The following is a 26,293-nucleotide window of genomic DNA, read 5'->3' as shown; positions in this document are numbered from 1 at the left end:
GCGGTCCTCGCACAGGGAGGCCTACTTGGACTGCCAGCGAGAAGCCAAACGCCACTAAGATTTTGTGACATTGCGGGGATTGCCGGGAGCGTCCCCGGGCCAGTAATCGGTCGGCCGCAAAGCGAATTGCGGTCTCGACCTCGCGGGGAAAATTGCGTGGAAAACCGAGGCGGATTTCGCCGTCCAACAGCGGCGCATCGCGGTGGGTCGTGGTCAGGCCACCGGTATCGCGGCCCCCTGCGACGACGGATGAAGAAGCGCGAAAGTGGCGCAACTCGCCGCATCGCGATGGGTGGGGTCCGTCTGACTTAAAATCCCTTGGGGGCAACCCCATCCGGGTTCGAGACCCGGCCCCGGCATTCCCATGTCACGACTACGTAACTCTCCATCGCGGGGTACCCCTTGCGGCCGCCGCGCGTATTTTTCGAAATGCCGTCGTTCCTCGAACTCCGTCAGGCCGGCGCATCCGCACTGGCCTTTGTGCTGCTGAGCACTGTCCCCGTCGCGCCTGCCGTGGCCCTGACGCCGACGCCCAAACCGTCCGCGAAACTCCCCAAGCTCTGGTCGGGCGGCGCCCTGGCCAACGCCAGCATCTTCTTCGGCAACACGCAGCAACAGGTGCTCGGCGCCGATGGCAGGTTGGCCCGGGTCGACTCCGCGCTCGGCGTCAGTGCCGAGTTGCAGACCCAGTACGGCGAAGCCTCTGTCCAATCGGGTCCCCGCACGGTCATCAAGCGGCTCTGGCTCGGCACGGTGGCCATGACCTTCCGCCCCCTCGCGCCCTTCTCGAGCTTCGTCACCACGACCTTCGAGTCGAACCTCGAGAAACGCATCGCGTCCCGGTACAGCCTGGGCGCGGGCGCCAAATGGAACATCCAGCAAACCCCCGCCAGCGCCGCGAGCCTCAGCCTGTCGCTGTCCGCGGAGCAGACCACCCCGCTGGACAGCAGTGTCCACTTTCCCGACGAGCGGATCGCCCGCTTTTCCTGGCTGGCCAAGTACCACCACGCCTTCGACGACCGGGTGCAGATTACCCACGCCACGTCCTGGCAACCGAGCGCCACGGGAGTCTCGCAGTTCCTGGTCAGTTCGAGTACGGAACTGCGGGAGAAGATGAACGGGACGGTCTCGCTTTCGCTGGCCTTCACCGACAACTACGACAGCGGGGCCCTTGCCCGCGGCGCCCACTCGTACAACGACGGCCAGATGCTGTTCGGGATAGCGGCGGGGTGGTAGCTCCCGTGGCGCCTCCAACCTGATAAGTTTGGCGGATGACCGACGTCGTCGCCCTCGCCGCCGAATTGCTGGCCATCCAATCGACCAGCGGCGCCGAATCCGGCGCCGTCGACTTCGTTTCCCGCTGGCTCGTGGCCCGCGGTTGGAACGTGGAATTGCAGGAAGTCGCGCCCGGACGCGCGAACGTCTGGGCAGCGCGGTCGGGTCAGGGCGTCACCCTGTCCACGCACCTCGATACCGTGCCACCCTACGTGTCGCCGCGGCTCGAAGGCAACCGCCTCTATGGTCGCGGCGCCTGCGACGCCAAGGGCATCGCCGCTGCCATGATGGTCGCGGCCCAGCAGCTCGCCGACGAAGGCGAGCACCGGGTGGATCTGCTGTTCGTGGTGGGCGAGGAGAAGAACTCCGACGGCGCGCGCGCCGCCAACCATCTGCCCGCCACCAGCAACTGGCTGATCAACGGCGAACCCACCGAGAGCAAGCTCGCCAGCGGCGCCAAGGGCTCGCAGCGCGTCATCATCCGCACCCGCGGGCGCGCCGCACACTCGGCGTACGCGCACCTGGGCCAGTCGGCCATCGAGCCCATGCTCGGTCTGCTTGCGACGATTCACGATCTCGAACTCGCGTCCGATCCGGTGCTCGGCGCCAGCACGTTCAACATCGGCACCATTCACGGCGGGACCGAGGCCAACATCGTTCCCGCGCTGTGCGAGGTGGAGATCATGTTCCGGCTCGTGGGCGACGTGACGCCGTTGCGCGCCCAGGTCGAACGATGGGCCAAGGACAGGGCCGAACTCGACTGGGGATCGCACATCCCGCCGCAGCGCTTTCACACGCTTCCTGGATTCGAGACGGCGGCGGTTTCCTACACGTCTGACATCCCGCTCCTCGATCGGTGGGGAACGCCATTGCTCTATGGGCCAGGATCGATCACCGTCGCCCATACGCCCGACGAATTCGTGGACGTCGCGGAACTCCGCGGTGCCGTCGACGCCTACGCGCGCATGACGCGCGCGCTCCTGCAGTCCTGACCCGCCGCCCATGACCTCCGCTCCCTCGCAGAAGCGCCGCGTGGCCATTCTCGGCGCCACCGGCGCCGTCGGCCAGGCCTTCGTCCGACTGCTCGCCGATCACCCCTGGTTCGAGATCGCCGCGCTCGCTGCCTCGGAGCGTTCGGCCGGGAAGTCCTACGCGGAAGCCGTACGTTGGGTGGGCGACGATGCGCCGCCGGCCGGCGTGGCGGGCATGCCGGTGCTGCCGTGCGACCCAGCGGCGCTGGACGCCGAACTGGTGTTCTCGGCGCTCGATGCCACAGCGGCCGGCGAGGTGGAACCGGCGTTCGCCCGCGCCGGGCGCATCGTGTTGAGCAACGCCAAGAACTACCGGATGGAGTCGGACGTGCCGCTGCTCATCCCCGAGGTGAACCCGCACCACCTCGAGGTGCTGCCGGCGCAGCGCGATCGCCACGGCTGGACGGGGGCGATCGTCACCAACGCGAACTGCGCCTCCATTCCCGCCGCGATGGTCCTGGCGCCCCTGCACCAGAAATTCGGCGTGCGGCGGCTGTTCATGGCCACCCTGCAGGCCGTCTCGGGGGCCGGCTATCCGGGCGTGCCCAGCCTCGACATCCTTGGCAACGTCATCCCGTTCATACGCGACGAGGAGCCGAAGATCGAGATCGAGGTGAACAAGATGCTCGGCCACGTGAGCCAGGGCGCCATCCGGCCGGCGCCATTCGCCGTGACCGCGCACGCCAATCGGGTGCCGGTGGAGCACGGGCATACCGTCTGCATGTCGGTGGAGTTCGAGCAGAGCGCCGGCCCGGACGAGGTGAAGGCGGTGCTGCGCGAATGGACGGGCGCCGAGGAGGCCCGCCATCTGCCCACCTCGCCCGCGCGCGCCCTCGTGCTGCGCGATGAGCCCGACCGCCCGCAACCGCGGCGCGACCGGATGGAGGGCAACGGCATGGCGGTCGTAGTGGGCCGCGTGCGGCGCGATCCGGTGTTCCACGTGAAGCTGGTGGCGATGGCCCACAATATCATCCGCGGAGCGGCCGGCGCGTCGGTGCTGAACGCCGAACTCATGGCTGCGCGCGGGCTGCTCGGGCGGCCGTGATCGTCCTCAAGTTCGGGGGCACGTCCGTGGCCGATGCCGCGGCGATCCGGCGCGCCGCCGCGATCGTACAAACGCGGCGCGGGCGCGCGCCGATCGTCGTCGTGTCGGCGCTGGCGGGGGCCACCAACCTGCTGCTCGAGATCGCCGACCAGTCGGCGCGCGGACAGCTCATCATCGCCCTGCGCAGCGTCGAGGCGCTGCGCAAGCGGCATCTCGACGAAGCCGAAGCGCTGCTCGGCACCGGTCGCGAGGCCAACGACGTGATGGGCGAGATGAGCGCCATGTTCGACGAACTGGCCAGTCTGGCCGGGGCGCTCTCGGTGCTCGGCGATCTGACGCCGCGCAGCCAGGACGCCATCGCGGCCGTCGGCGAGCAACTCTCGTCGCTACTCTGCACCGCCGCGTTCTGTCGCGCCGGGCTGCCGGCCGCGCACGTCGAAGCTCGGCGCGTGATGATCACCGACGACACGTTCACCAAGGCCGAGCCGGACCCCGACGCGATCGCGGAAGCCGCGCAACGCGTGGTCGCGCCGGTGGTGCGCAATGGGGAGATCCCGGTGCTCGGCGGATTCATCGGGTCGTGCAGGAGCACCGGCGTCACGACCACGCTGGGGCGTGGGGGCGGGGACTACAGTGCGTCCCTGTTCGGCGCCGCGCTGCAGGCCGAGGCCATCGAGATCTGGACCGACGTGGACGGCATGCTCACCGGCGACCCGCGCGTCGTACAGGGGACGAAACTCATCGAGCGGGTGGGGTTCGACGAGGCCTCGGAGTTGGCCTCGTTCGGCGCGAAGGTGCTGCACCCGAGTACGATTGCACCCGCCGTGCGCTTGGGCATTCCCGTGTACGTGCTCAACGCGCGCCATCCGAAGTCACCCGGCACGATGATCACGTTCGACGCGCCGCGCCGGCCGGTCACGGCCATCGCGGGCAAGAGCGGGGTGAGCCTGGTGAAGGTGCGGTCGCCCCGCATGTTGCTCACCGAGGGGTTTCTGCGCACCCTGTTCGAGGTGTTCGAGCGTCACAAGACGTCGGTCGACGTCGTGGCCACGTCGGAGGTGTCGGTATCGCTCACCGTGGACGACGCGTCCCATCTCGACGCGTTGATCGTCGATCTGCGCGCGTTGGGCGACGTGGCCATCGAGCGGAATCGCGGCATCGTCGCCGTGGTCGGCGCCGGGCTGAGCGACGGCGGCCTGTCGATGTCGCGCGCGTTGCAGGCGCTGGGAGACGTGCGGGTGTACATGTTGTCGTTGAGCGCCACCGGCATCAACCTGACGATCGTGGTGGAGGACGATCAGGTGAACCCGGTGATGCGGCGGCTTCACGCCGAATTCTTCGGAGGGGGGAACGGGTCATGACGCGCCTGGCGATCATCGGCATGGGCAAGATGGGCCGGGCGGTGGAACAGCTCGCGCCGGCGCATGGGTTCGAGGTCGTGGCCCGCATCGACAAGTCGGGGGGCGACGCCCGCGAGGTCACCGCCGAAACGCTCAACGGCGCGGAGGTGGCGGTGGAGTTCACCACCGCGCAGGCGGCGCCCGAGAACATCCGCGTGGCCGCTGCCGCGCGCTGTCCCATTGTGGTCGGCACTACGGGGTGGAACGCGGAACGACCCGCCGTGGAGCGGTTCGTCCGCGAGGTCGGCGGCGCGCTCCTCGCGGCCCCCAACTTCTCGCTCGGCGTGGCGGCGTTCATGCTCACCGTCGAAGCGGCGGCCGGGGCCATGCGCCTCGCCCCGGGCTTCGACGTGCACCTCATCGAGACCCACCACGCGCAGAAGCAGGACGCGCCGTCGGGCACCGCGATCGCTCTTGCGCAGGTGGCGGCTGCCAAGCTCGGGCACGACGTGCCGATCACCAGCGTGCGCACCGGCTCGGTGCCGGGTATCCACGAACTCATATTCGACGCCCAGTTCGAGCAGATCCGCCTGGTCCACACGGCGCGCGACCGGCGCGTGTTCGCCGAGGGCGCCCTGCTCGCGGCCAAGTGGCTCGTCGGGCGTCGCGGCATCTACGCGCTGCGCGATGTCCTCACCGATACCGGAGGCTCGTCCACATGACCGCCGCCAGACTCACCGGGTGCGGCACCGCACTCGTCACCCCGTTCACCGCCGCCGGCGCGGTGGACCAGGAGGCGCTCCGCCGCCTCGTGGAATGGCAGATCGTCGAGGGAATCCATTTTCTCGTCCCCTGCGGATCCACCGGCGAGGCGGCGACGATGACGGTGGACGAGCACCGCCGCGTGGTCGAGATCGTCGTCGAGCAGGTGAACGGCCGCGTCCCCGTGGTGGCCGGTGCGGCGTCCAACGACACGAAGAAGGCGATTGCCCTGTCGAGAGAGATGGAGGCCGCCGGCGCGACGCATCTGCTGCACGCCTCGCCGATGTACAATAAGCCGCCGCAGCGGGGCATCATCGCGCACTTCGAGGCCATCGCCCGCGAGACCTCGCTCCCCATCGTCATCTACAACGTCCCGGGCCGCACCGGCAGCAACGTCGAGGCAAAGACCACGCTGGCCCTCGCCCAACACCCGAGCATGACGGCCGTCAAGGAAGCGTCGGGCAATCTCGGCCAGATCACCGACATCCTGGCCGCGCGGCCGGAGTCGTTCAGCGTGCTCTCGGGCGACGACGAGATGACGCTGGCCATCATGGCCGCCGGCGGCGACGGCATCATCTCCGTCGTATCCAACGCCACCCCGCGGCTCATGGCGCAGCTGTGCGAGCGCGCCGCAGCCGGCGACTTCGCCGCGGCGCGCGACGTCCACTTCACATTGCTGCCCTGGATGCGCGCCGCGTTCATCGAATCCAACCCGCTCGCCGCCAAGGCCGCGCTGGCCATGATGGGGCGCATCCAGAACGTGCTCCGATTGCCGCTCGTGCCGCTCGATGCCAAGCACGCCGCCGCCGTCCGCGCGGCCCTCGAACACGCCGGCGCGCTGCCCTGATGCCCACGCTCGCCGAACGGATCGACGAGTTGGCCGCCACGCCCGCGGGCATGGAACTCCCCGCGCACGCCCGCGACGTGGTGCGCGAGTTGCTCGACGCGCTCGAACTCGGCGCCGTGCGCGCGGCGGACCGCGACGCTGGCGGGCGGTGGCGCGCCGTGCCCTGGGTCAAGCGCGGCATCCTGCTCGGCTTCCGGGCCGGCAAGATCGCCGACATGTCCGTTCCCGAGGGGGCCGGCGTCCGCTTCAGCTTCGTGGACAAGGATACGTTTCCCGCGCGAACCTTCGCCCCCGCCGATGGCGTACGGGTGGTCCCGGGAGGCTCGAGCATCCGCCGCGGCACGTACGTCGCGCCGGGCGTGGTGTGCATGCCACCGATGTTCGTGAACGTCGGTGCGTGGGTGGGCAGCGGCACGATGATCGATTCGCACGCGCTCGTGGGATCGTGCGCGCAGATCGGCGAACGCGTGCACCTGAGCGCGGCCGCCCAGATCGGGGGCGTGCTCGAACCCGTGAACGCCAGCCCCGTGGTGATCGAAGACGACGTGCTGGTGGGGGGCAACTGCGGCGTGTACGAAGGCACCGTCGTGCGCGAGCGGGCAGTGCTCGCGGCGGGCGTGGTGCTCACGCGCGGCACGCCGGTGTTCGACCTCGTGCGCGAGACGGTGTACCGCGCCCTCGGCGACGACCCCCTCGAGATTCCCGCCGGCGCCGTCGTCGTGCCCGGAGCCCGCGCGGTCACGGCAGGGTGGGGGGCCGACCACGGGCTCGCGCTCCAGGCGCCGATGATCGTGAAGTACCGCGACGAGAAGACCGATCTCGCCACGGCGCTCGAAGCGTGGCTCCGGTGATCGGCCACCGCCAGCCATGAACGTTCGCGGGAGTGTCCGCGTCCCGGGCGACAAGTCGATCTCGCACCGCGCGCTCATCCTGTCCGCCCTCGGAGCCGGCACGTCGCTCGTGCGGGGCATCCTCGATTCGCACGACGTGCGCTCCACGGCGACGGTACTCCGCGCCCTGGGAGTGGACGTGCCCGCGCTCGGGCCGAGCATTGCCATCGCCGGCGTGGGCCCGGCCGGCCTGCGCTCTCCGCCGGGCGATCTCGACTGCGGCAACAGCGGCACCACGACACGCCTCATGGCCGGCGTGGCCGCGGCCCGTCCATTCACCTCCCGTTTCGTGGGAGACGAGAGCCTCAGCCGCCGCCCGATGCGGCGCATCATCCGCCCACTGGAGGCGATGGGTGCCCGCGTGCACTGCGAGCGCGGCGACGGCCTGCCCATGGTCGTGTATGGTGCGATGCTGCACGGCGTGGACTGGTACACCGAGGTGGCCAGCGCGCAGGTGAAGAGCGCCGTCCTGCTCGCCGGTCTCGTGGCCGGGGTGCCCGTGTCGGTGCGTGAACCGCTCGCCTCTCGCGACCATACCGAACGGATGCTCGCCGCGCGCGGCGTCCCGGTCCGTACGGGCGACCACGGGGTGTCATTGGAACCCGTGACCTCGCTTCCCGCCGCCGACGTCGACGTGCCGGCAGATCCGTCGTCGGCCGCTTTCTTCGCCGCCCTCGCGGCGATGGCGGACAGCGGCGAGCTGCTCCTGCGCGACGTCTGCGTGAATCCCACCCGCACCGGGTTCCTCCAACTGTTGCGCCGCATGGGGGCGCGCGTCGAGTTTGTCGAGGAGACCGTGCGTGGGGGGGAGCCCGTGGCCACACTCCGCGTGACCGCGGGCGCGCTCGTCGGAACCGACATCGGCAGCGACGAGGTCCCGAGTATGATCGACGAGCTGCCACTGGCCGCGTGTCTGGCCGCGCGCGCCGAGGGCACCACGCGCATCACCGGAGCCGGGGAGCTGCGAGTGAAGGAGAGCGACCGCATCGCGACCGTCGTGCAGAACCTGCGAGCCCTTGGCGTGGACGCCGAGGAGCTTCCCGACGGCATGGTCATCAACGGCACACGTGCGCCGCTCCGCGGGGCGGTGACCACGCGCGGCGACCACCGTATCGCGATGGCGTTCGGCGTGCTCGGTGCGTCCGACGGGGCCGAAGTGGAGATCGACGACCGCTCGTGCGTGGACGTGTCGTTCCCCGGGTTCTGGGGCCTGCTGGCTGGGGTGGTATCCGGATGAGCGTCGGGACGCCTCGATTGGTGATCGCCATTGATGGTCCGGCGGCCGCTGGCAAGTCGTCCACCGCCCGGTGGGTGGCCGACCGACTCGGCTTCCGGCACGTGGATTCCGGATCGCTCTACCGCGCGGTCACGGTTGCCGCGCTGGCGGCCGACCCGGCCCCCGAGGCCTGGAGCGAGACCGACGTGCTGACCCACGCCCCGAGGGTCACCCTCGAGCCGGCCGGTGGCGGTTCGTTCCTGCCGCTCATCGACGGTCGAGCGGTCGGCGACGAGATCCGCTCGCCTGAGGTGACGCGCGCGGTGTCGTTGGTGGCTCAGATGCCGGGCGTTCGGGCTTGGGTGAACGGGCAGGTGCGGAATGCGGCCCGGGACCACGACGTGGTGGTGGACGGTCGGGACATGGGGACCGCGGTGTTCCCCGAGGCGCTACTCAAGGTGTTTCTGGTGGCCGACCCGTGGGAGCGGGCCCGCCGGCGGCTGGTGCAGCGGCTGGGGCGTTCGCCCACCGACACCGAGGTGGCCGAGGAGACCGACCGGCTGGTGCAGCGCGACGCGAAGGACGCGACGCAGACCGTACCGGCGCGCGATGCCGTGGTGGTGGATACGACCTACATCACGCAGGAAGAGCAGGTGGAGCGGATCGTGGCGCTGGCCAGGGCCGTAACTCACCGCGAGGACGTCACTTCCGACGGTTGACGTCACGTTCTGTCCAAACTAGCTTATATGATTCGGCTCGGACCGCTATCAGTAGAAGATGGCGATCTGGCACTCGTTGTCGTCACCCTCAACCTCGCCGCGGCGAGCGACCCATCCGCGAATTTGGAGATTTTTCAATTCTTATGACCGAGCTCGATACCACCACAACCGGCAGTGTGACCACGCTGCGTGAGAAGCGCGATGCGCAAAAGGCGCAGCTGCGTCCGCTTGCCAACCGCCGTCCTGAACTGTACGACGAAGACGAGTACACCTCCGCCGACTACGAGCGGATGCTGGACTTGTACAACGGGACCCTGGCCTCGATCGAGGAAGGGGAGATCGTCAAGAGCAAGGTGCTCGAGATCCGCGACAACCTCGTCGTGCTCGACATCGGGTTCAAGTCCGAAGGCAGCGTGCCGCTCGAGGAGTTCAAGGACTTCCCCGACCTCAAGCCGGGCGACGAAGTCGAGGTCCTGCTGGAGCACCTCGAAGACCAGGAAGGCTCGGTCGTCCTGTCCAAGAAGAAGGCCGACTTCATGCGCGTGTGGGAACGCATCCGCGTGGCCTACGAGACCGACCAGCCGGCTGAAGGCACCCTGATCAAGAAGATCAAGGGCGGCGTGGTGGTCGACCTGATGGGCGTCGACGCGTTCCTGCCGGGATCGCAGATCGCGCTCCGTCGCGTGCCCAACATCGACGAGCTGCTCGGCCAGAAGTTCGAGTTCAAGATCATCAAGCTCAACAAGCGCCGCCGCAACATCGTGGTGTCGCGCCGCGTGATCCTGGAGACCGAGCGCGCCGGCAAGCGCGAGAAGCTCATGAAGGAGCTCCAGAAGGACCAGGTGCGAAAGGGCGTGGTCAAGAACATCACTGACTTCGGGGCGTTCATCGACCTCGGCGGCGTGGACGGCCTGCTCCACATCACCGACATGTCGTGGGGCCGCATCTCGCACCCCTCGGAAATGGTGCAGATCGGCCAGGAACTCGAGGTCAAGGTCCTCGACATCGACTGGACCCGCGAGCGCATCTCGCTCGGCCTCAAGCAGCTCCAGAGCTACCCGTGGAAGGACGTCGCCGAGAAGTATCCGGTGGGAACCCGCGTGACGGGCAAGGTTGTCTCGATCACGAACTACGGCGCCTTCATCGAACTGGAACCGGGCATCGAAGGCCTCGTCCACATCAGCGAGATGAGCTGGACGCGCAACGTCCGCCACCCGTCCAAACTGGTGTCGATCGGCGAGACCATCGAGGCGGTGGTGCTCAAGGTCGATCCGGGTGAGGAAAAGATCTCGCTCGGCATGAAGCAGACCGAGCAGGACCCGTGGATGGTGCTGCCGTTGCGCTACCCGGTGGGAACGCGCATCAACGGCAAAGTGCGCAACCTCACGAGCTTCGGCGCATTCGTGGAGATCGAGCCGGGCATCGACGGCCTCATCCACATCTCCGACATGAGCTGGACCAAGCGCGTGCAGCATCCGTCGGAAGTGGTGAAGAAGGGCGACGCGGTGGACGTGGTCATCCTCAACATCGACAGCGAGAACAAGCGGATCTCGCTCGGTCTCAAGCAGGCCGAAGAGGATCCGTGGCTCAAGATCGGCGAGACCTACCCGGTGGGCACGGAGCTCCAGGGCAAGGTCGTGCGTCTGATGGACAAGGGCGTGGTGGTCGATATCGGCAACGATATCGAAGGCTTCGTGCCGATCTCGCAGCTGTCGCCGACCGAGAAGGAGGTGAACAGCCCCGCCGACCTCGTCTACGAGACGATGAATCTCGATATGCGTGTGCTGGAAGTGGATCCCATTCACCGCCGCATCGTACTCGGCGTGACGAACATTCCCGAGGAACAGCCGCCGCGTCCCGAAACGCCGTCCAAGGTGCACACCGAGGACGAGGAAGTGGTGCCGGTGCCGGTGGACCTGAGCGCCGTGATCGAGGAAGAGGAGACGGTGGAAGCCGAGCCCAAGATCGAGGGCTGAGCCTCGGAATCGAGGTCGGCGCGCGACGCGCGGCGGGGTACTCCAGGGCAACTCCCCGCGCTTGATGTGCGGATGCTCCGGATGCGACCATAGGACGCCGCAAGAAGCGAAAGAACCAGGGGGGACTACACCGCCATCGCGGCTCGTTCGCGATCTCGATGGCGGAGTGGTTCCCCTTCTCTTCTTCATGGTAAGGCGTCCTTCCCCGCGGTTTCGATCCGGAGCATGCGCCAGATCCGGAGCCTCTGGTCCGCACGGCACGGCGCCCCGTTCTCTAAACGGGCTGAATGCGGGTGCACCGTTGCCCAGCCGCGGGCGCACCAGCGTCTGGAAGCTGCCGCATCCGCGAGCTACCTTTTGGCTCCATGACCATGCGTGACAAGCTCGACCTCCTGGAGAAGCGCCGCGCCGAGTCGGAACAGGGCGGGGGCGCCAAGCGCCTGAAGCTGCAGCACGACAAGGGCAAGCTCTCCGCACGCGAACGGCTCGAACTGCTCCTCGACGAGGGCTCGTTCGTCGAGTTCGATCGGTTCGTCACACACCGTTCCACCGACTTCGGGCTCGATGAACAGATCGTCTATGGCGACGGCGTGGTCACGGGCTACGGCCGCATCGAGGGCCGTCTGGTCTACGCCTTCTCGCAGGACTTCACCGTGCTCGGCGGCTCGCTGTCCGAAACACACGCCGAGAAGATCTGCAAAGTGATGGACCTCGCCGTGCGCAACGGCGCTCCCATGATCGGCCTGAACGACTCCGGCGGCGCACGCATCCAGGAAGGGGTGGTCTCATTGGGCGGGTACGCCGACATCTTCCTGCGCAATACGCTCGCATCGGGGGTCGTGCCGCAGATCTCGGCCATCCTCGGTCCATGCGCTGGCGGGGCCGTGTATTCGCCCGCCATCACCGACTTCACCTACATGGTCCGCGGCACGTCGTACATGTTCGTCACCGGGCCCAACGTGGTGAAGACGGTCACACATGAGGACGTGACCATGGAACAGCTGGGGGGCGCCGACACCCACGCCAGCACGTCAGGCGTGGCGCACTTCGCATTCGACTCCGAACCCGCCTGTCTCCAGGCCATCCGCGACCTGTTCCGGTTCGTGCCGTCGAATAATCTGGAGACGCCGCCGCGCGGGCCCGCCACGGATCCGCGCGACCGCCGCGACGAGGCACTGCTCGACATCGTGCCCGACAGCGCGAACAAGCCGTACGACATGCACGACGTGCTGCGCCGGGTGGTGGATGACGGCGAGTTCTACGAGGTGCAGCCCGACTTCGCCACCAATATCATCTGCGGGTTCGCCCACCTGGGTGGGTTCAGCGTCGGCATCGTGGCCAATCAGCCGGCCGTGCTCGCCGGCGTGCTCGATATCAATGCGTCGATCAAGGCCGCCCGGTTCATTCGATTCTGCGATGCGTTCAACATCCCCGTCGTGACCTTCGAGGACGTGCCGGGATTCCTGCCCGGGCTGACGCAGGAGCACGGCGGCATCATCAAGCACGGCGCCAAGCTGCTCTACGCATACTGCGAAGCCACGGTACCGAAACTCACCGTGATCACGCGCAAGGCCTACGGTGGCGCGTACGACGTGATGAGTTCCAAGCACATCCGCGGCGACTTCAACGTGGCCTGGCCCACTGCCGAAATCGCGGTCATGGGGCCCAAGGGTGCGGTGGAGATTCTATTCAAGAAGGAAATCGCGGACGCGCCCGATCCGGCGGCCGCCATGGACGCCAAGGTGGCCGAATACTCGGCCAAGTTCGCCAACCCGTACGTGGCGGCGTCGCGCGGCTACGTGGATGACATCATCGACCCGCGCGATACGCGACCGCGGCTGATCGACGCTCTGGAGACGCTTCAGACCAAACGCGACCGCAATCCGCCCAAGAAGCACGGAAACATCCCGCTGTGACCGCGCGTCGCCGCACGGCCGCTGCGGCGGCCGCTTCCGCACCTCACGCCGCGGCCGTTCCCGGGGCGCGTCCGTTCGCCAAAGTCCTCGTGGCCAACCGCGGCGAGATCGCCGTGCGCATCATCCGCGCCTGCCGCGAGATGGGCATCGGTTCGGTGGCCGTATACAGCGACGCCGACGCGCGCGCCCCGCACGTACGTGAAGCCGACGAAGCCGTCCATATCGGCGGAGCCGCGGCTGGCGAGAGTTACCTGCGCGGCGATCATATAATAGATGTGGCTGCTCGTGTGGGGGCCGAGGCCATCCATCCCGGATACGGCTTTCTGTCCGAACGTGAGTGGTTCGCGCGTGCCGTGCGCGATGCCGGTCTGGTGTTCATCGGCCCGCCAGCGGAAGCGATCGCCGCGATGGGCAGCAAGACTGCGGCGCGTCAGCTCGCGCAGCGGGCCGACGTGCCCATCGTGCCGGGCACCACCGATTCGGTAGCCGATGCCGACGCCGCCCGCACGGCCGCCGAGCAGTTCGGATATCCGGTGCTGCTCAAGGCCGCAGCGGGAGGCGGGGGCAAGGGCATGCGCGTGGTGCAAACGCCTGCCGACATGGGGGGGGCGCTCGATGCCGCGCGGCGCGAGGCGAAGAACGCCTTCGGCGATGACAGCGTGTACGTGGAGAAGTACATCGCGGGTCCGCGGCACGTGGAGATTCAGGTGCTGGCCGATCACCACGGCCGCTGCGTGTCGCTGGGCGAACGCGAGTGCTCGGTGCAGCGGCGCCATCAGAAGATGATCGAGGAAGCGCCGAGCGTGGCCGTGAGCCCCGAACTTCGCCGCGCCATGGGTGACACCGCCGTGCGCATGGCCCAGGCGGCCGGCTATCGCAACGCCGGTACGTGCGAGTTCCTACTCGACCCCGACGGGAACTACTACTTCCTGGAGATGAACACGCGCCTCCAGGTGGAACATCCGGTCACCGAGTTCGTCACCGGCATCGACCTCGTGCAATGGCAGCTCCGCGTGGCCGCCGGCGAGGCCATCCCCGAGTCGTTCGAGCGGCTCACGCCGCGTGGCTGGGCCATCGAGTGCCGCATCACGAGCGAAGACCCCGCCAACGGGTTCCTCCCATCCACCGGGCGGATCTCGTATCTGCATGTGCCGGCCGGACCCGGCGTACGGTGGGACGGCGGGGTGGAAGTGGGGAGCGAGGTCGGGCTGCACTACGATCCGATGCTTGCCAAGCTCATCGTATGGGGCGCTGATCGGAACGCCGCCGTGGCGCGCATGCACCGCGCACTGCTGGAGTTGGCGGTGGACGGCATCGAAACGTCGCGCGACTTCCACCTGCGCGTCATGGAAGACGAGGAGTTCCGGCGCGGGGCGATCGAGATCCAGTGGCTGGAACGCCGGCTGGCTTCGCTCACCCAGGCCGGGCCTCCGGCCGAAGGGGTGCGGGTGGCGGCGATCGCCGCGGCGCTGCTCGCCGAGCGGGACCGCCAGGCGCGGCGGCCCAACGGGGGCGCGGCCAGAGGGACAACGGACGCGGACTCGCCGTGGACGCGTGCCGCGCGGCTGGACGGCGGCCTGTGACGCCGGAGACCGTCGAACTGGACATCCACGCCATCGCCGCCGGCGGTGACGGCGTGGGGCGCGTGGACGGGCTGGTGGTATTCGCTCCGCGTACGGCGCCGGGCGATCACGTGCGGGCCACCATCGAACGCGGCAAGCGGTTCGCTCGCGCAAGTCATACGGAAATACTAACGCCATCCTCCGACCGCGTAGCGCCGGCCTGCCGGCACTACGACGGGGACGCGTGCGGCGGCTGCCAGTTGCAACATTTGAGCGATGGCGCGCAGCGCCGGGCCAAGGCGGGGATGATCCGCGATGCGTTCACGCGGATCGCCAAGCGTCCGCTCGACCTGCCCGAGGTGCGGCACGGCCGCTCGCCCTGGCGGTACCGCGCCAAACTCACGCTCGCCCTGCGTCGTACATCCGGCGGCTGGACCGGCGGCCTGCACCGGTTCGACGATTCGGCCGCGGTCTTCGCGCTCGACGACTGCCCCATTACCGATCAGCGAGTGCTGGCGGTGTGGCGTGACGTGCTCGCGCACGGCGTGTTGCTTCCCGACGCGCCATCGCTGCGCGGGTCGGTGCGCCTGCTCGGCGACGGGGCCGCGTTCGTGGTCCAGGGTGGCTCGGCGTGGGAGCGGGCTGCGGACCTGCTCGAGGCGGTCCCGTCGCTCGTGGCCGTCTGGTGGGTGCCCGAGGGAGACGGTGCCCTCGGCAAGCGGAGGTATATGGCTGGCCGCGGACCGGGTGAGGAGTACGGGGCGTCGTTCACGCAGGTCAACGCCGAAGTGGCCGAGATGATGCGCGCGCACGTGCTGGCCCTGGTGCGGTCGCGCGCTCCACGGCGCGTGGTGGACGCCTATGCCGGCGTGGGTGACACTGCAGAGCCGATCGCGCGCGAAGGAGCCCACGTAGTAGCCATCGAACTGGATCGCGACGCGAGCCGCGCGTGCGCGGCGCGGCTGCCGGCAGGGTCGCGTGCCGTGGCTGGAACGGTGGAGGGATCGCTCCCCGGGCTGTTGCCGGCCGATCTCGTGCTCCTGAATCCTCCGCGGGCCGGCGTGGCCGACGCGGTCACCCGGGCACTCGAGGCCGCGGTGCCACGAGCGGCATCGATCATCTACGTGAGCTGCGACCCCGCCACGCTCGCCCGCGACGTGGGCCGGCTGCCCTCCTATCGGGTATCGTCGGTCACGGCTTTCGATATGTTTCCGCAGACGGCGCACGTCGAGACCGTGTGCGAACTGCGCCTGGAGGGCACGCCGGCGTGAAGTACTTCGTGACCGTGAACGGCGAGGAGCACGAGGTGATGCTCGACGGGGAGGGAGTGCACGTGGACGGCCGCGACGTCCGGGCGCACGTGGCCGACGTCGAGGGCACGCCGGTGCGGCTGGTGACGATCGGCGATGCGGTGCACCGCGTGCTCGTGCGGCGGGGAGCGCGGCGTGGCGTCTATACCCTGTCGATCGACGGCCACCGTTACGAGGTGGATGCGCTCGACGAACGGGGCCGTACGATCCGCGAATTGTCGGGCGCCTCGGCCGCCGCCGCCGGCCCGGCCCCGCTGGTCGCGCCGATGCCGGGGCTGATCGTTCGCATCCACGCCAAAGCGGGAGACCAGGTGCAGGCCGGGCAGGGGCTGGTGGTGATGGAGGCCATGAAGATGGAGAATGAGCTCCGCGCCACGACGACGGCCAGGGTGAGGGCGGTGCTCGTGACGGTAGGCGCGGCGGTGGAGAAGGGAACCGTACTGTTGGAGATGGAATAGCGCACGGCAAACAGCCCGGGGGGACGGACATGGCACGGTCGATCGGTTTGGCACTCGCGGCAACTCTGGCGGCCTCAGCGCTCGCAGCGCAGAGTGCGCCGCCGAGCACCGACATCTATCTCGTGCGGCTGCGTGGCAGCGGCGGCACGTCGATCAGCGATCCCCCGGTGAACCTCACGAACCGCGCCGGCTACGACAACGAGCCGGCGTTCACGCCGCACGGCCGCTCCATTCTCTTCACATCCATCCACGAAGGCGGGCAGGCCGACGTCTACCGCATCGACCTCGCGTCGCGGGCCGTCACGCGCGTTACCAACACTCCGGAGAGCGAGTACTCGCCCACGCCGCTGCCAACGGGCACGGGGTTCAGCGTGGTGCGTGTGGAGATGGACTCCACCCAGCGCCTCTGGGCGTTCAACGACAGCGGCGCCGCGCCGGTGCTGCTCCTGCCCGGCATCGCGCCGGTGGGCTACCACCTCTGGCTGGACGATCGCACGTTGGCCCTGTTCGTCCTGGGCAATCCGAATTCGCTGGAGATTGCCGACACGCAGACGGGCGACGCGCACGCGATCGCGCACGACATCGGCAGATCGCTGCAGCGAGTGCCGGGTGGTTCCCGCTTCTCGTTCCTGCACCGCGTGGACGGGGCCTGGTATCTCGAGACTGCCGACCCGGCAGCGAGCGACGGCGCCATCCAGCGCGTGACCGCCATGCCCCGCGGCGCGGACTACGTGGTGTGGGAGTCGCCGACGGCCGTGCTCACCGCCACCGGCACCGACATTCTCCGTCTTGATCTGTCGGCCGGCGCCAGCGCCCAGTGGACGCCGATCGCCGACTTCAAGGAAGAAGGGCTGCGCAACCTCTCGCGTCTCGCGCTGAGCCCCGACGGGGAATGGCTCGCCGTGGTAGCCGAGCCGGTCAAGAACTAGTTCCCGGTGGAGTCGGGGGTCGCCCCCGAGTCTGACTGGTCGGGGGGCGCGGCTGCGGGCCCCGGCGCATTCGCCTTGCGTTCCGCGGGCGGACCCCAGCCTCCGTCCGTCCGCCTCTCCGCGTGGTGCTTGATCTGCTTGCCCTCGGCCAGGAACACGGCGTCCTCGCCGATGTTGGTGGCCAGGTCGGCCACGCGCTCCAGGTTGCGGCTCACGAGCAGCAACTCGAGTGACGCGTTGATGGTGTGCGGATCGGCCATCATGTGCGTGAGCAGGATGCGGAACATCGAGTCGTGGAGCGAGTCCACGGCGTCGTCGGCCTGGCAGACCGCGCGGCCCAGCGCGCCGTCGGCACGCACGAAGGCGGTGAGCGCGTCGCCGAGCATGCGGCGAGCCCGGCGCGCCATGTCGGCGATCTCGGGGTCCGGCGTGATGCGCGTGCGCATCGCGGCCAGCCGGAGCGTGCTCTGGGCGATGTTCACGGCGTGGTCGCCCACCCGCTCGAGGTCGCTCGAGACCTTGATCGCGCTCACGAGGAACCGCAGGTCGCGGGCCATCGGCTGCTGCAGGGCGAGCAGCCCTACGGCGCGATCCTCGATCTCGAGTTCCATCGCGTCCAATTCACGGTCTCCAGCCAGCACCGCTTCGGCGGCGCTCGGGTCCCGCGAGAGCAGGCCGTCCACCGCGAGGTCGATGAGCGACGTGGCGCGGTCGGACATGTCGAGCAACCGCTGGGTGAGTTCGGCGAGCTGTTCGTGAAAGTGGCGATACGTGCCGGATGCGTCGGCTGGGCTCATCCGAACCTCCCCGTGATGTATGCTTCGGTCCGTTCGTCCGAAGGCGCCGTGAAAATGGTTTGCGTCGGCGCGACCTCGATCAGCTCGCCGAGAAAGAAAAAGGCCGTGTGGTCCGAAGCGCGTGCTGCCTGTTGCAGATTATGCGTGACGATGACGACGGTCAACGATCCCCGCAGTTCGAACAACAGTTCTTCGATCTTCTGCGTCGAGAGGGGATCGAGCGCGCTGGCCGGCTCGTCGAGCAGCAGGACCTCCGGCTGGTTGGCCAGGGCGCGGGCGATGCACAGCCGCTGCTGCTGGCCACCGGAAAGCCCGAGGGCGCTCTGGCGCAGCCGGTCCTTGACCTCGTCCCAGAGCGCGGCTCGGCGGAGCGACGTCTCAACGATCTCGTCGAGCTTGGACGTATCGCGGGCGCCGTTGATGCGCGGGCCGTAGGCCACGTTCCCGTAGATCGTTCGGGGAAACGGGTTCCACCGCTGGAACACCATGCCCACCCGCCGGCGCAGCGCGACGACGTCCACCCCGGGGGAGTGAATCTCGGTCCCGTCCAGGCGGAGCTCGCCTTCGTGTCGCGTACCCGGGATGATTTCCTGCAGCCGGTTGATCGAGCGCAGAAACGTCGACTTGCCGCACCCCGACGGCCCGATGAGTGCCGTGATCTGTCCCGCCGGCACGCTGATCGTGACATTCTTGAGTGCCTGCGTCTCCCCGTACCAGAAGGAGAACTGCTCGGCCTGGATCTCTCCGGTCATCCGAACCGTCCGGTGACGTAGGCTTCCGTGCGCGGATCGGAGGGCGTCGTGAACAGCTTGTCCGTGGGCGCCACTTCCACCAGTTCGCCGTCGAGCATGAACGCCGTACGGTCGGACACCCGGGCCGCCTGCTGCATGTTGTGGGTCACGATGATGACGGTGACCTTCGTGCGGAGGGCGTATACCAGTTCCTCGATCTTCTGCGTGCTGAGAGGGTCGAGCGAGGCGGTGGGCTCGTCGAGGAGGAGCACCGATGGCGATGTGGCCAGGGCGCGGGCGATGCACAGCCGCTGTTGTTGTCCGCCGGAAATGCCCACGGCGCTCGTGTCGAGCCGGTCCTTCACCTCGTCCCACAGGGCGGCGGCGCGCAGGGCCTGCTCCACGATACGTTCGACTTCCGCCTTGGGCGGCCGCCGGCCGCGGCTCACCGTGCGCAGTCCGGCCGATACGTTGTCGCGGATGCTGAGCGTGGGGAACGGGGTGGGGCGCTGGAACACCATGCCGATGTGGCGCCGCACCTCGATCGGATTCACTTCGGGGGCGTACAGGTCCTGGCCGTGGAATTCGATGCGGCCGGTGACCCGCGCAAGAGGTACCGTCTCGTGCATCCGATTCAGGCAACGCAGCAAGGTGGACTTGCCGCACCCCGACGGGCCGATGATCGCCGTGACTTCGCGCTCCCGGAACCCGAGCGTCACGTTGCGCACGGCATGCAGCGCCCCGAAGTAGGCATTCAGCCCCGAAATGTCGAGCAGGACCTTGCCCGGCTCCTCCATCGGCTGCGGAGCGCGCACCGTCGTGGCGATCGGCCGCGACGTGGGCAACTGGGAGGGTGCCGGAAGAGGCATCGGCGTCTGGAATGGCGTCGGAGCCGTCATCTAGTCCACCGCCTTTCCGAATCTCGGACGCGCCGCGTAGCGCGCCGCGATGCCGATGATGAGTACGAGCGCGATCAGCACCAGAGCGCCGGCCCATGCCTGGCGGTTCCAGTCGTCGTACGGGCTGGTGGCGTAGAGGAACAGCCGCAGGGGCAGCGCGTCGATCGGCTGCGACAAGCGGAGCGACCAGAAATTATTTCCGAGCGCGGTGAACAGGAGCGGGGCCGTCTCACCGGCTACGCGCGCCAACGCAACGAGAGCGCCGGTGACGATGCCGGGCAGCGCGGTCCGCGTGACGATGGACAGCGAGGTCCGCCAATTCGTGTAGCCGAGCGCGAGCGCCGCCTCGCGCAGCGAATTCGGGACCGTGCGGATCATCTCCTCCGTGGTCCGCGCCGTGAGCGGGATCATCATCGCTCCGAGCGCGATCCCGCCGGACAGCGCGGAGAAGTGGTGCAGCGGCTTGACGAGAATCTCCCACGCGAAGATGCCCACCACGATCGACGGCACGCCATTCAGCACGTCGGCCAGAAACCGCACGACGCTGGCGGTCTTGGCCGAGCGGTGCTCGGCGAGATAGATCCCGGCGCCGACTCCCACGGGCAGGCCGGCGACGGACGCGATGAGCAGGAGCACCAGCGTGCCGGCGATGCTATTCGCCATTCCGCCGCCGGTGCTCCCCGGTGGGAGGGGCATCTTGGTGAAGAAGTCGCCGTTGAGGGAAGATGCGCCCTGGACGATGAGGCGTCCGAGGATCAGCACCAGGGGCAGCAGCACCAGCGCCGCTGCCAGCCACATCAGCGCGAGCATCACCACGTTGGCGATCTTTCGGCGAATCATGCGGCGCGCGCCCCCACGCGGGCCACCAGCCACCGGGCGATGATGTTGACCACCAAGGTGATGACCATCAGCGACGCGCCCACGGCCATCAGGGCCGAGGCGTGCTCATTGCTCACGGCCTCGTTGAATTCATTGGCGATGATGGATGCCATGGTGTAGCCGGTGGCGAACACCGACGCCGAGATCTTCGGAGTATTCCCGATTACCATCGTGACCGCCATCGTCTCGCCCAGCGCGCGCCCCAGCCCGAGGACGATCCCGCCCACGATCCCGGAGCGCGCGCCCGGAATCACCGCATCGCGGATCATCTCCCATTTCGTGGCGCCGAGGGCCAGCGCCGCCTCGCGCTGCGAGCGCGGCACGGCCATCAGGACCTCCCGCGTGACCGCGGAGATGTACGGCAGGACCATGATGGCGAGAATGATGCCCGCCGTCAGCATGCCGGGCCCGTATACCGGTCCGCTGAAGATCGGGAGGTTCCCCAGATGAAGGGTCTCTTTGATGAACGGCGCGATGTGTTGCCGCATCATCGGCGCGAGCACGAAGATCCCCCACAGCCCGTACACCACGCTCGGGATCGCGGCGAGCAGGTCGACGAGGAACGACATCGGCTGGCGCAGCCACCGCGGCGCGAGTTCGGCCAGGAAGACCGCGGCCCCGACCGCGAGGGGGGTGGCGATCAGCAGCGCGATGGCAGACGAGACGAGCGTGCCGAAGATCGCCGGCGCCGCGCCGAACACGCTGTGGACGGGGTCCCAGCGGCTCGTCGTGAAGAACGAGAATCCAGCGAGGCGGAACGCCGGCCATCCGGCGATGAATACCTCGATCCCGATGAACAGCAGAAGGGCCGGGACCATGAGGGCGGCGAGCGTCGTCAGCCACCGGTAGATCCGGTCGCCCACGACGGCCCCGGCCATGTGCGGCGCGGCCCGAGACATCGTGACATCCTCGGACCCTTCGGAATGTTCCAACGGCAGAGCCTCCACGTTCGCCTTAGGTGCAGCATCCTAAGTGAACGTGAAGGCTCGCCGTCCGGAACCACAACATGCTGACCGCTCTGTAACGGCCGTGTAACACCCCTGATCGGCTACTTCAGCGTCACCTCGTTCAGGCGCGCCAGCACCATCGTCTGCATGTTCTTGGGCATCGGGGCGTACTGCAGCGACTCGGCCATCCCCTCGCCGCTGTTGATCGCCCACCGAAGGAAGTCGAGCAGCTTCTTCCCCTTCACGGCGTTCGACTGGTTCTTGTAGAGCACGATCCAGGTGAACGAGGAGATCGGGTACGACTTGGCCCCGGGCGCGTTCACGATCGAGATCCGGAAATCCGTGGACTTGGGCAGCCTCGCCGCCGTGCCGGCCGCGGCATTCGTCGCGCCTTCGAGCGACGGGGCCAGATAGGCCGTGCCGTCGGCGTTCTTCATGAGGGCATACGGCAGGTGGTTGAGGGTCGCGTACGCGAGCTCAACGTAGCCGATCGCCCCGACGACCTGCTTGATCTGACCGGCCACGCCCTCGGTGCCCTTGGCCCCGATGCCCACGGGCCACTCGATCGAGATGCTCTTGCCTGGGCCCTTGGCCCATTCCGGGCTGACGTGCGATAGATAGTCGGTCACGATGTACGTCGTGCCGCTGCCCTCGGAACGGTGGACGACCAGGATATCGTCGTTGGGAAGGTTCACGCCCGGATTCAGCTTCTGGATTCGCGCGTCGTTCCACTTCGTGATCTTGCCGAGATAGATGTCGGCGAGCAGAGGGCCGTCCATCTTGAGCGGCACGTGGACGGTCGGCAGGTTGTAGCTGATCGCCACCGCTCCGATCACCGTCGGAATGTGGAAGATCGGGCCGCCCTTGACCTGCGCGAGCTGCTCATCGGTCATCGGGGCGTCGGTGGCGCCGAAATCGACGGTCAATTCGGAGAGCTGCTGGATGCCGCCGCCGGATCCGATGGACTGGTAGTTGATCTTGATGCCCGTCTTGGCGGCGTACGCATTCGCCCACTTGGAATAGATGGGTTGGGCAAACGTCGAGCCCGCGCCCGTGAGGTCTGCGCCCTGCGCGCCGGCGGTGACGCCGACGAGGAGAGCGGCTGCTGCCAGGAGAAAACGCTTCATGGTTCGGTGCTCCTCGGTGTGCGTTGTTGTGATTAGAAGCCGATCACGAAATGAAAGTAGAACGCCTTCGAGTCCGGCGCGTTGGCGGTGTAGTTGTGCCCCTCGACGTCCTGGAAATCGGCGTAGACCGTCGCCTTGCTGCTGATGTCGTAGCCCACCCCACCGATGAGGTAACGCTGGTAGGCGGCAACGCTGTTGTTCGGTTTGTACTGGTCGGCGCGCAGCACTAGCGACCACGGGTCGGTCTTCGTGCCGTTGATGAACGCGAGTGGCCGCACGATCGTGAACGCCGACGTGACCGCTCCCGTGGTCGTCGTGATGTTCGCATTGGTGGTCGAATTCGTGCCGTCGGTGCGGCTGTCGTACTCGCCCACGACGGTCAACCGCGGATCCTTGATCCCCACGTGCAGGCCCCAACGATCCTTCTGCAACCCTGCGGCGTTGGCGTCGAACGCGTTCGTGTTGTACCCCTTCCAGTAGTACGGGCTGATCGCCAGCGTCTGAAAGATCCCGGCGTCGCTGGAACTCGCCAACGGGGTCCAACTCAGGCGGGCGCTCGCGTCCTTGAACCGGTTGGTCTCCGCCGCGCCGTAGCCGCTGCCGTTGTATACCCCCGCCATGATCTGCCCCTGCTTCCCGGGGAGCGTGACGATGGCCACGGCACCGATGTCGGACGACGGTACGAACCCGAGGTAGTCAATCGGCGTGTTGGTGATGCCTCGCTGCCAGAAGCTCTCCATCATGTCGATCTCGGGCGTCTGCGTGAGTCCGAACCGCAGGGTGAGCGCCGCCGGGTCCTTGCCCGTGTCCTTCCACGCCGACCACTCCATGAAGGCGTATTTCATGCGCGCCGTCCAACCGGCGTAGTACGTGCCCGGAGCGGTGTTCTGGAGCACATCCGTCGTAACGCGGATCGTGACATTGTCCCCGGCAGGCATCATGAAGTTCAGGTACGCGCGCGTGAGATCGAACTTGTTCATCGCGCGCTGCGCCTTTGTACCGCCGTTCTGCCAATCGAGAAAGAGGACGCCCGAGAACTTGAGCGGAGTACCGGACGCGGCTTGCGCTGCGGCGCCGGTCGCGCCGACGGCGACGAGAGCAAGCGCGGTGGCCAGACGAGAGAGGAATCGCATGTGTGCTCGCAGGAAGAATGGATGCGGGTGAGCGACGCAGGGGCGGCGGGTCCGACCCTGCGTCGTGAAGCGTAGGCGGCGCCTGTCACGATGCCGGTCGGGGTTCGTAACGGCCGGGTAAAGGCCCCCGGGCACCGTGGCGCCGCTCCGGCGTCCGGCGGCGTCCCTCCCGACGGCGAGAATCGGCGCGCTTCATTGACGGCGCGCGTGTCGGGGGCTACGCTGGCGCCGTCTCCTGGAGGCCCGCATGGGTGTGTTCACCGAGTTGGCGCAGCTCGACCGGCGGCAGCGCAGTGCGTTCCTGGCCAGCTTCCTCGGCTGGACTCTGGACGCGTTCGACTTCTTCCTCATGATGTTCATGCTCCGCGCCATCGCGCAGGAGTTCGGCACCGATGTGAAGACGGTCGCCGTGGCGGTGACGCTGACCCTCGCCATGCGTCCCCTCGGCGCCCTCGCGTTCGGCTTGCTGGCCGACCGCTATGGCCGCCGGCCGATCCTGATGATCGACATCCTGCTGTTCAGCGTGCTCGAACTCGCCTCGGCGTTCGCGCCGTCTCTCGTCGTGCTGATGGTGCTCCGCGCGGCATTCGGCTTCGCAATGGGCGGTGAATGGGGGATCGGGGCGTCGCTGGTCATGGAATCGATTCCCGCCAAGGCGCGCGGACTCGTATCGGGTATTCTCCAGGAAGGCTACGCCTTCGGCTATCTGCTGGCCGCCGTGGTGTATGGGCTGCTGTTCGACCGCATCGGGTGGCGCGGCATGTTTGCCGTAGGGGTCATGCCCGCGCTGCTCGTCATGTACATCCGCCGCAACGTCGAAGAGTCGCCGGTGTGGACCAAGCTGCGCGAGCGGCCCAAGCGAAGCCTGATGGAGTCGGTGGCCCAGAACTGGAAGCTCTTCCTGTACGTCGTGGTGCTGATGACGGCGTTCAACTTCTTCAGCCACGGCACACAGGATCTTTATCCCACGTTCCTCCAGGCGCAGCACCACTTCAGCACCGGAACGGTGAGTCTGATCGCGATCGTGGCCAACGTCGGGGCCATCATGGGCGGCATCTTCTTCGGGACGCTCTCGGAGCGGATCGGACGCCGAACGGCGATTGTTCTCGCGTCGCTGTTCGGGCTCCTGATCATCCCGCTCTGGAGTCTGGCCGGCGGTCCGATGCTTCTGGCCGTGGGCGCCTTCTTCATGCAGGTGGCGGTGCAGGGGGCGTGGGGGGTGATTCCGGCGCACCTCAATGAACTCTCCCCCAACGAGGTCCGCGGCACTTTCCCGGGATTTGCCTACCAGCTCGGGAACTTCCTCGCCTCGGGCAACGCGATCATCCAGGCCTCGATTGCCGAGCGACGCGGCGGAGACTATGGAACGGCGCTGGCCATCGTGGCCGCCATCATGGCGGTGGCCATCGCGTTCCTGACGGCAGTGGGTCCGGAAGCACGCGGGGTGGTGTTCGAGCCGGGAGCCGGGGATGTCGCGAGTGAGTGACCGCGTTGACAGGCGCTAAGTGCTTGCGTAGCTTACAAGTCTGTACAAAACGCCGTTACGGCGGCCGAGACCCGGGTTGCAACCCGCACCGGTGAGGCGCAGCACCCACATCGCACGTCAGGGCAGTCAATGAAGACGTTCAGCGCCACCCCGCGCGACATCGAGCAGCGGTGGTTCATCGTGGATGCCGAGGGGATGATCCTCGGGCGCCTCGCCTCCGAGGTCGCGAAGGTCATCCGCGGCAAACACAAGCCGATCTTCACGCCGCACATGGATACCGGTGACAACGTCATCGTGATCAATGCATCCAAGGTGAAGGTCACGGGCCGCAAGGCCGAACAGAAGACGTACTTCGCGCACACCGGGTACATGGGCCACGAGCGGCACACGCCGTTTGCGAGCATGCTGGCCAAGCACCCCGAGCGCGTGATCGAGAAGGCGGTGCACGGGATGCTCCCCAAGACCGCACTGGGGCGCCAGGTCCTGCGTCGCAAGTTGCGCGTCTATGCCGGCGCCGATCACCCGCACGTGGCGCAGCAGCCGACGCCGCTCACCTTCAAGCAGAGCGAGACGAAGTAATGGCCGACACGACCACGATCCACGCGATCGGCCGCCGCAAAGAGGCGGTGTGCCGCGTCTACCTCAAGCCCGGTTCGGGCAAGTGGGACGTCAACGGGCGCACGCTCGGCGACTTCTTCCCGCGGCCGACGCTGGTGTCGGCCATCCAGCAGCCGTTCACGGCGACCGACACGCTCGGCCGCTTCGACGTCAAGGCGAAGTGCGAAGGCGGCGGCCAGAACGGCCAAGCCGGCGCGCTCCGACTCGCGGTGGCCCGCGCCCTCGTCAAGATCGACGAGGAGCACCGCCGCAAGCTTCGCGACCTGGGCCTTCTCACGCGCGATGCGCGGGCCGTGGAGCGCAAGAAGCCGGGTCGTCCCAAGGCACGCAAGCGGTTCCAGTTCAGCAAGCGCTAACCGATTGCCGGCGGCGGCCCTCGCGGCCCCTGCCGGCGCGGTTG

25 protein-coding genes are annotated in these 26,293 nt (G+C 68.0%); 18 read left to right on the top strand and 7 right to left on the bottom strand.

Going from position 1 to position 26,293, the window contains the following annotated elements; genetic code table 11:
* The first annotated feature begins 429 nt into the window (after nt 1-429).
* From VNF92_11750 to VNF92_11680, 15 genes are all read left to right on the top strand, one after another.
* The gene (locus tag VNF92_11750; GenBank protein HVA58551.1) at nt 430-1,236 is read left to right on the top strand and encodes a DUF481 domain-containing protein; all 807 of its coding nucleotides are present in this window, start codon (nt 430-432) and stop codon (nt 1,234-1,236) included.
* A gap of 35 nt (nt 1,237-1,271) precedes the next feature.
* On the top strand, nt 1,272-2,267 hold the full coding sequence (locus tag VNF92_11745; GenBank protein ID HVA58550.1) for a M20/M25/M40 family metallo-hydrolase: 996 nt from the start codon (nt 1,272-1,274) through the stop codon (nt 2,265-2,267).
* 10 nt (nt 2,268-2,277) lie between these two features.
* Nucleotides 2,278-3,351 (top strand): aspartate-semialdehyde dehydrogenase, encoded by a 1,074-nt coding sequence (asd, locus tag VNF92_11740; protein HVA58549.1) that lies wholly within the window; start codon nt 2,278-2,280, stop codon nt 3,349-3,351.
* Nucleotides 3,348-4,712 carry a lysine-sensitive aspartokinase 3 gene (lysC, locus tag VNF92_11735; protein ID HVA58548.1) on the top strand — a complete coding sequence of 455 codons (1,365 nt, stop codon included), beginning with the start codon at nt 3,348-3,350 and terminating at the stop codon, nt 4,710-4,712. The genes asd and lysC overlap by 4 nt, the downstream gene beginning before the upstream one ends.
* The gene (locus VNF92_11730) at nt 4,709-5,413 is read left to right on the top strand and encodes a dihydrodipicolinate reductase C-terminal domain-containing protein (protein ID HVA58547.1); all 705 of its coding nucleotides are present in this window, start codon (nt 4,709-4,711) and stop codon (nt 5,411-5,413) included. Before lysC ends, VNF92_11730 begins: the two co-directional genes overlap by 4 nt.
* Nucleotides 5,410-6,300: a 4-hydroxy-tetrahydrodipicolinate synthase gene (dapA, locus tag VNF92_11725; protein HVA58546.1), complete on the top strand. Its 891-nt coding sequence runs from the start codon at nt 5,410-5,412 to the stop codon at nt 6,298-6,300. Before VNF92_11730 ends, dapA begins: the two co-directional genes overlap by 4 nt.
* Nucleotides 6,300-7,151: a 2,3,4,5-tetrahydropyridine-2,6-dicarboxylate N-succinyltransferase gene (locus tag VNF92_11720; GenBank protein HVA58545.1), complete on the top strand. Its 852-nt coding sequence runs from the start codon at nt 6,300-6,302 to the stop codon at nt 7,149-7,151. Before dapA ends, VNF92_11720 begins: the two co-directional genes overlap by 1 nt.
* 16 nt (nt 7,152-7,167) lie before the next feature.
* Nucleotides 7,168-8,427, top strand: a complete 1,260-nt coding sequence (gene aroA, locus VNF92_11715; GenBank protein HVA58544.1) for a 3-phosphoshikimate 1-carboxyvinyltransferase — start codon at nt 7,168-7,170, stop codon at nt 8,425-8,427.
* 20 nt (nt 8,428-8,447) lie between these two features.
* On the top strand, nt 8,448-9,125 hold the full coding sequence (gene cmk, locus VNF92_11710) for a (d)CMP kinase (GenBank protein HVA58543.1): 678 nt from the start codon (nt 8,448-8,450) through the stop codon (nt 9,123-9,125).
* A 143-nt stretch (nt 9,126-9,268) separates the two neighbouring features.
* A complete protein-coding gene (locus tag VNF92_11705; protein HVA58542.1) occupies nt 9,269-11,101 on the top strand; it encodes a 30S ribosomal protein S1 in 1,833 nt (610 codons plus the stop codon).
* 365 nt (nt 11,102-11,466) lie between these two features.
* Complete coding sequence (locus VNF92_11700; protein HVA58541.1) at nt 11,467-13,017, top strand: acyl-CoA carboxylase subunit beta; 1,551 nt, start codon at nt 11,467-11,469, stop codon at nt 13,015-13,017.
* Nucleotides 13,014-14,600: an acetyl-CoA carboxylase biotin carboxylase subunit gene (locus VNF92_11695; protein ID HVA58540.1), complete on the top strand. Its 1,587-nt coding sequence runs from the start codon at nt 13,014-13,016 to the stop codon at nt 14,598-14,600. The genes VNF92_11700 and VNF92_11695 overlap by 4 nt, the downstream gene beginning before the upstream one ends.
* The gene (locus VNF92_11690; protein HVA58539.1) at nt 14,597-15,850 is read left to right on the top strand and encodes a TRAM domain-containing protein; all 1,254 of its coding nucleotides are present in this window, start codon (nt 14,597-14,599) and stop codon (nt 15,848-15,850) included. The genes VNF92_11695 and VNF92_11690 overlap by 4 nt, the downstream gene beginning before the upstream one ends.
* Nucleotides 15,817-16,347, top strand: a complete 531-nt coding sequence (locus tag VNF92_11685) for a biotin/lipoyl-containing protein (protein HVA58538.1) — start codon at nt 15,817-15,819, stop codon at nt 16,345-16,347. The genes VNF92_11690 and VNF92_11685 overlap by 34 nt, the downstream gene beginning before the upstream one ends.
* A gap of 29 nt (nt 16,348-16,376) precedes the next feature.
* The gene (locus tag VNF92_11680) at nt 16,377-17,276 is read left to right on the top strand and encodes a hypothetical protein (protein HVA58537.1); all 900 of its coding nucleotides are present in this window, start codon (nt 16,377-16,379) and stop codon (nt 17,274-17,276) included.
* On the opposite strand, the gene phoU is transcribed toward VNF92_11680, so the two are convergent.
* The 7 genes from phoU to VNF92_11645 form a co-directional block, all read right to left on the bottom strand.
* Nucleotides 17,273-18,073 (bottom strand): phosphate signaling complex protein PhoU, encoded by an 801-nt coding sequence (gene phoU / locus VNF92_11675; protein HVA58536.1) that lies wholly within the window; start codon nt 18,071-18,073, stop codon nt 17,273-17,275. The two genes, VNF92_11680 and phoU, sit on opposite strands and share 4 nt — an antisense overlap.
* Nucleotides 18,070-18,825, bottom strand: coding sequence for a phosphate ABC transporter ATP-binding protein PstB (gene pstB / locus VNF92_11670; GenBank protein ID HVA58535.1), 756 nt, complete (start codon nt 18,823-18,825; stop codon nt 18,070-18,072). The genes phoU and pstB (VNF92_11670) overlap by 4 nt, the downstream gene beginning before the upstream one ends.
* On the bottom strand, nt 18,822-19,673 hold the full coding sequence (gene pstB / locus VNF92_11665) for a phosphate ABC transporter ATP-binding protein PstB (protein ID HVA58534.1): 852 nt from the start codon (nt 19,671-19,673) through the stop codon (nt 18,822-18,824). The genes pstB (VNF92_11670) and pstB (VNF92_11665) overlap by 4 nt, the downstream gene beginning before the upstream one ends.
* A 30-nt stretch (nt 19,674-19,703) precedes the next feature.
* Nucleotides 19,704-20,543, bottom strand: a complete 840-nt coding sequence (pstA, locus tag VNF92_11660; GenBank protein ID HVA58533.1) for a phosphate ABC transporter permease PstA — start codon at nt 20,541-20,543, stop codon at nt 19,704-19,706.
* On the bottom strand, nt 20,540-21,481 hold the full coding sequence (gene pstC / locus VNF92_11655) for a phosphate ABC transporter permease subunit PstC (protein ID HVA58532.1): 942 nt from the start codon (nt 21,479-21,481) through the stop codon (nt 20,540-20,542). Before pstC ends, pstA begins: the two co-directional genes overlap by 4 nt.
* A gap of 149 nt (nt 21,482-21,630) precedes the next feature.
* On the bottom strand, nt 21,631-22,656 hold the full coding sequence (gene pstS / locus VNF92_11650) for a phosphate ABC transporter substrate-binding protein PstS (GenBank protein ID HVA58531.1): 1,026 nt from the start codon (nt 22,654-22,656) through the stop codon (nt 21,631-21,633).
* Nucleotides 22,657-22,688: 32 nt separating this feature from the next.
* Nucleotides 22,689-23,789 carry a hypothetical protein gene (locus VNF92_11645; protein ID HVA58530.1) on the bottom strand — a complete coding sequence of 367 codons (1,101 nt, stop codon included), beginning with the start codon at nt 23,787-23,789 and terminating at the stop codon, nt 22,689-22,691.
* Nucleotides 23,790-24,036: 247 nt separating this feature from the next.
* On the opposite strand from VNF92_11645, the gene VNF92_11640 reads away from it, so the two are divergent.
* The 3 genes from VNF92_11640 (at nt 24,037) to rpsI (ending at nt 26,249) form a co-directional block, all read left to right on the top strand.
* Nucleotides 24,037-25,275, top strand: coding sequence for an MFS transporter (locus tag VNF92_11640; protein HVA58529.1), 1,239 nt, complete (start codon nt 24,037-24,039; stop codon nt 25,273-25,275).
* Nucleotides 25,276-25,404: 129 nt separating this feature from the next.
* Nucleotides 25,405-25,854, top strand: coding sequence for a 50S ribosomal protein L13 (gene rplM / locus VNF92_11635; protein ID HVA58528.1), 450 nt, complete (start codon nt 25,405-25,407; stop codon nt 25,852-25,854).
* Entirely contained in the window at nt 25,854-26,249 is a 396-nt protein-coding gene (rpsI, locus tag VNF92_11630; protein ID HVA58527.1) for a 30S ribosomal protein S9, read from the top strand. The genes rplM and rpsI overlap by 1 nt, the downstream gene beginning before the upstream one ends.
* Nucleotides 26,250-26,293 lie beyond the last annotated feature (44 nt).

It is taken from the genome of Gemmatimonadaceae bacterium (assembly GCA_035533015.1).
GTDB lineage: Bacteria > Gemmatimonadota > Gemmatimonadetes > Gemmatimonadales > Gemmatimonadaceae > JAGWRI01.
Note: the sequence above shows the minus strand (reverse complement) of the source record. Positions and strands in the feature narration are given on the sequence as shown.

What these genes read in the sequence shown, in the direction of transcription:
- VNF92_11750 (HVA58551.1), top strand. Translation starts at nt 430, where the DNA reads ATGCCGTCGTTCCTCGAACTCCGTCAGGCCGGCGCATCCGCACTGGCC.
- VNF92_11745 (HVA58550.1), top strand. Translation starts at nt 1,272, where the DNA reads ATGACCGACGTCGTCGCCCTCGCCGCCGAATTGCTGGCCATCCAATCG.
- asd (HVA58549.1), top strand. Translation starts at nt 2,278, where the DNA reads ATGACCTCCGCTCCCTCGCAGAAGCGCCGCGTGGCCATTCTCGGCGCC.
- VNF92_11730 (HVA58547.1), top strand. Translation starts at nt 4,709, where the DNA reads ATGACGCGCCTGGCGATCATCGGCATGGGCAAGATGGGCCGGGCGGTG.
- dapA (HVA58546.1), top strand. Translation starts at nt 5,410, where the DNA reads ATGACCGCCGCCAGACTCACCGGGTGCGGCACCGCACTCGTCACCCCG.
- VNF92_11720 (HVA58545.1), top strand. Translation starts at nt 6,300, where the DNA reads ATGCCCACGCTCGCCGAACGGATCGACGAGTTGGCCGCCACGCCCGCG.
- aroA (HVA58544.1), top strand. Translation starts at nt 7,168, where the DNA reads ATGAACGTTCGCGGGAGTGTCCGCGTCCCGGGCGACAAGTCGATCTCG.
- VNF92_11705 (HVA58542.1), top strand. Translation starts at nt 9,269, where the DNA reads ATGACCGAGCTCGATACCACCACAACCGGCAGTGTGACCACGCTGCGT.
- VNF92_11700 (HVA58541.1), top strand. Translation starts at nt 11,467, where the DNA reads ATGACCATGCGTGACAAGCTCGACCTCCTGGAGAAGCGCCGCGCCGAG.
- VNF92_11680 (HVA58537.1), top strand. Translation starts at nt 16,377, where the DNA reads ATGGCACGGTCGATCGGTTTGGCACTCGCGGCAACTCTGGCGGCCTCA.
- phoU (HVA58536.1), bottom strand. Translation starts at nt 18,073, where the DNA reads ATGAGCCCAGCCGACGCATCCGGCACGTATCGCCACTTTCACGAACAG.
- pstB (HVA58535.1), bottom strand. Translation starts at nt 18,825, where the DNA reads ATGACCGGAGAGATCCAGGCCGAGCAGTTCTCCTTCTGGTACGGGGAG.
- pstB (HVA58534.1), bottom strand. Translation starts at nt 19,673, where the DNA reads ATGCCTCTTCCGGCACCCTCCCAGTTGCCCACGTCGCGGCCGATCGCC.
- pstA (HVA58533.1), bottom strand. Translation starts at nt 20,543, where the DNA reads ATGATTCGCCGAAAGATCGCCAACGTGGTGATGCTCGCGCTGATGTGG.
- pstC (HVA58532.1), bottom strand. Translation starts at nt 21,481, where the DNA reads ATGTCTCGGGCCGCGCCGCACATGGCCGGGGCCGTCGTGGGCGACCGG.
- pstS (HVA58531.1), bottom strand. Translation starts at nt 22,656, where the DNA reads ATGAAGCGTTTTCTCCTGGCAGCAGCCGCTCTCCTCGTCGGCGTCACC.
- VNF92_11645 (HVA58530.1), bottom strand. Translation starts at nt 23,789, where the DNA reads ATGCGATTCCTCTCTCGTCTGGCCACCGCGCTTGCTCTCGTCGCCGTC.
- VNF92_11640 (HVA58529.1), top strand. Translation starts at nt 24,037, where the DNA reads ATGGGTGTGTTCACCGAGTTGGCGCAGCTCGACCGGCGGCAGCGCAGT.
- rplM (HVA58528.1), top strand. Translation starts at nt 25,405, where the DNA reads ATGAAGACGTTCAGCGCCACCCCGCGCGACATCGAGCAGCGGTGGTTC.
- rpsI (HVA58527.1), top strand. Translation starts at nt 25,854, where the DNA reads ATGGCCGACACGACCACGATCCACGCGATCGGCCGCCGCAAAGAGGCG.